General features: G+C 59.5%; 4 protein-coding genes. 1 reads left to right on the forward strand and 3 read right to left on the reverse strand.

Translation table 11 applies throughout. The features are described 5' to 3' along the window. The first annotated feature begins 193 nt into the window (after positions 1-193). Complete coding sequence (locus N826_RS38650; RefSeq protein WP_044437883.1) at positions 194-643, forward strand: hypothetical protein; 450 nt, start codon at positions 194-196, stop codon at positions 641-643. A 155-nt stretch (positions 644-798) separates the two neighbouring features. Here N826_RS38650 and N826_RS38655 read toward each other — a convergent pair whose 3' ends face one another. The 3 genes from N826_RS38655 to N826_RS38665 form a co-directional block, all read right to left on the reverse strand. Continuing rightward, positions 799-1,380 (reverse strand): transposase, encoded by a 582-nt coding sequence (locus N826_RS38655; protein WP_084721559.1) that lies wholly within the window; start codon positions 1,378-1,380, stop codon positions 799-801. Then, entirely contained in the window at positions 1,380-1,913 is a 534-nt protein-coding gene (locus tag N826_RS38660) for a helix-turn-helix domain-containing protein (protein WP_044437888.1), read from the reverse strand. The genes N826_RS38655 and N826_RS38660 overlap by 1 nt, the downstream gene beginning before the upstream one ends. Positions 1,914-1,995: 82 nt before the next feature. Then, positions 1,996-2,637 (reverse strand): putative zinc-binding metallopeptidase (locus tag N826_RS38665; RefSeq protein WP_211099517.1); only part of this gene is annotated, 642 nt, incomplete at its 5' end.

A 2,637-nucleotide genomic window follows, 5' to 3' on the forward strand; every position in this document is an offset into this window, starting at 1 on the left:
AGCATCCCGGTCAGCACAGGGCGGCACGCTCTGCCTGCGAACAGATTCTCACGCTCTTGACGCCTTTTTGCCTAATGTCTCAATCCCCGATAACCAGTCGTCAGAACCGGCACAGACACCTGCTTCATGCGTTGATCGATGAATGACATCCATTGTAGTTGGAGCCTTCACTGCTGCCATGAGAAGAAACCCCATGATCATGGTTGGGGCCATCCTGGTGACACCCGCCGGGGTAGTGCCTGAACTCACCCTGGTTCGTTTCGCTACGCTGAGTAGCATCTGTCGCAAACTGACAACTCCGGGCCTTGAGGGCGATCACGAGAGCCAAGGAAACAGGCTGCTGAGGCGCCTGGTCGAGCGTGCCGACAGACCATTCACCCTTGAGATCATCACGGGCGTCCTGATGGCGGCTCAGTTATGCGGCCGCGGATTGGACTGCAATGTGCGGGCGATTATTGCGGTCGTTGAACTCAGCAATGATCGGCAAAATTATCCGGTCAGAGTCTTCCGTGACCCGTTCGATTACGATCTCACAAATGCTGACGAGGTATCCAGATTGGTTGACCATCTCATCCAGACTTCAGGTGAGGCTCAGTATGACGGGCTGGGCCATCGCCGCCTCAAGCATGACAGTTTGATATGATGCATTCGAGCTTCTCGCGGAACGACCAGCAATAAACTGAATTCTTTTGTGAGCAGTGGTCGCTTCGTGGAGATGAACTTCGCCTGATGCTGTCACGGTGTATTGAAGCTCTGATGTACTGGCTGCATTCAAATACCTGGTTAGTGGTGCATCCGCTAAATCAATGAGATTACTGGGAGGGTGGCAATCCCAAGACGACGGGCTTGGCGGTGGCGCCGGCGGCGTCCCCAGATGAAGAGATGCTTCTGCTCATTCCAGTAGGCGGTGGCGCGTTGAACGACTTGCTCGATTTCGGCCCAGGTTTCGAAGCGGCGCCCTTTCAGCGCCAGGAAGCGGAGCACCTTCCACCAGGGCTCGATCAGGTTGAGGTAGGCTGCATACTTGGGCTGGAAGACAAACTCCCAGCGCGGATGGAGCAGGCTGAACAGCAGCACGTCGGGCGCGCTGTGGGTGCTGAGATTGTCGACGACCGCATAGATCCGCTCGACCGTGGGATCGATCCAGGCGTCGACCTCGCCGAGGAAGTCAACCCAGTTGGTCGTGGTGCGGCGATCGTAGGGAGGCGTCAAGGCCGTGCCGCTGGCCGGCTGGAAAGCCCCGAAGACATAGCCGCTGCCTCGTCGGCCATAGTCGATCTCCTGTTTTGCCCGTTCGGCCTTGGGCGCTGCCGGCGTGACGAGTTGCTGGCCAGGAAAGCTCTTTGCCGCCTGCGGCCCCATCTCATCCAGGCAGACCACTACGCTGCCGGCCGGCGCCGCCGTGTAGAGGTGCTCGATGACCCCCTTTTTTTGGCGAAGTCGGGATCGACACGTTCGCCGAACCAAGTCTCGTCATGGCGCCACTTCAGGCCCTCATGGATGAAGATCTCACTGATCCGGCTGCGGCGCATGGCGATACCCTGGTCGGACAAATAGGCCACCAGCCGATCCAGGGTCCAGCAGGCGAAGGGCAAGCCCAGCTCGGTGGGTCGGGTCAGGGCCGCGGTGATGACGGCGCTGCGCTGCTCGGCCGAATACGTCGGCGGTCGTCCAGTACGCACGTCCTCTTCCAGTCCTTTCAGGCCGCGCGCATTGAAGCGGTTGATCCAGTGGTGAACCGTGTTGCCGCACAAGTCCATCCGGCTGGCAATCTCCTCCGCCTTGAGGCCGCTCATGGCATGGACGACAATCTGAGCGCGGCGGACAAAAGCTGCTCCAAGTGTGTGCGAACGCGTGATCCGTCCAACTTCCGACCGTTCATCATCCGTCAGTTCCCGCAACCGAAGCGTCATGGCCCTGCTCCCAAGCAGATAGGCATGACCCTCCAACAGCCCACGAGCACGACAATCTCAGTCTATTTGCCGGATGAACCAGTTAGCGAAAGATCAGGCCGTGAACGAAGCGGAGCTTTCCCATGACCGCCGGAGCCAGCACGAAGGGGTAGAGGTTGGGCAGGCCCATGCTGTGGTTGAGGCTGTTGACGACGTAGGTCAGCGGCAACCAGGCTCGCATCAGAGCGTCGAAGTCCCGTTGATGGTAAGGATCAAAGTCGATTTCCATGCTGAGTGCCGGGTCGGCTTCCTCTCCGGGCCGCACCCACAGACCGAACGCGTGCGCAGTTTCCAAGGTATCCACGATGTGCAGGTAATGCGCCCAAGTCTCCGCAGAATCCTCCCACGGATGGGCGCTGCCGAATCCCTGTCGCCAGTTGGCAGGGGGATTGTTCGCGTAGTGCCGGGCAAGGCTGGCTAGATAGGCGGTGACCCCGCTGCCAGTCTTCCAGGAGTTGCGCCTGACGAACAGCTTCAAAGCGAGCAGGGTTCTTGCACAAAGTCCCGATGCCATGATCTTTTGGAGGCAATCGGCGGGCCAGAGAGACATCCCTTTGATCGGCGCTGCCCGAATGGCGCCATGGCCTAATCCCGTATCGCAGCTGAGAGGACGGTCAATGAGCGTCGGGAAACCCGAAGCGGATCTTGCAGCAGCGTGTCGGCTGTTCGAGGTTGCCGGATTTCC

It is taken from the genome of Skermanella aerolata KACC 11604 (assembly GCF_000936425.1).
Classification (GTDB): domain Bacteria; phylum Pseudomonadota; class Alphaproteobacteria; order Azospirillales; family Azospirillaceae; genus Skermanella; species Skermanella aerolata.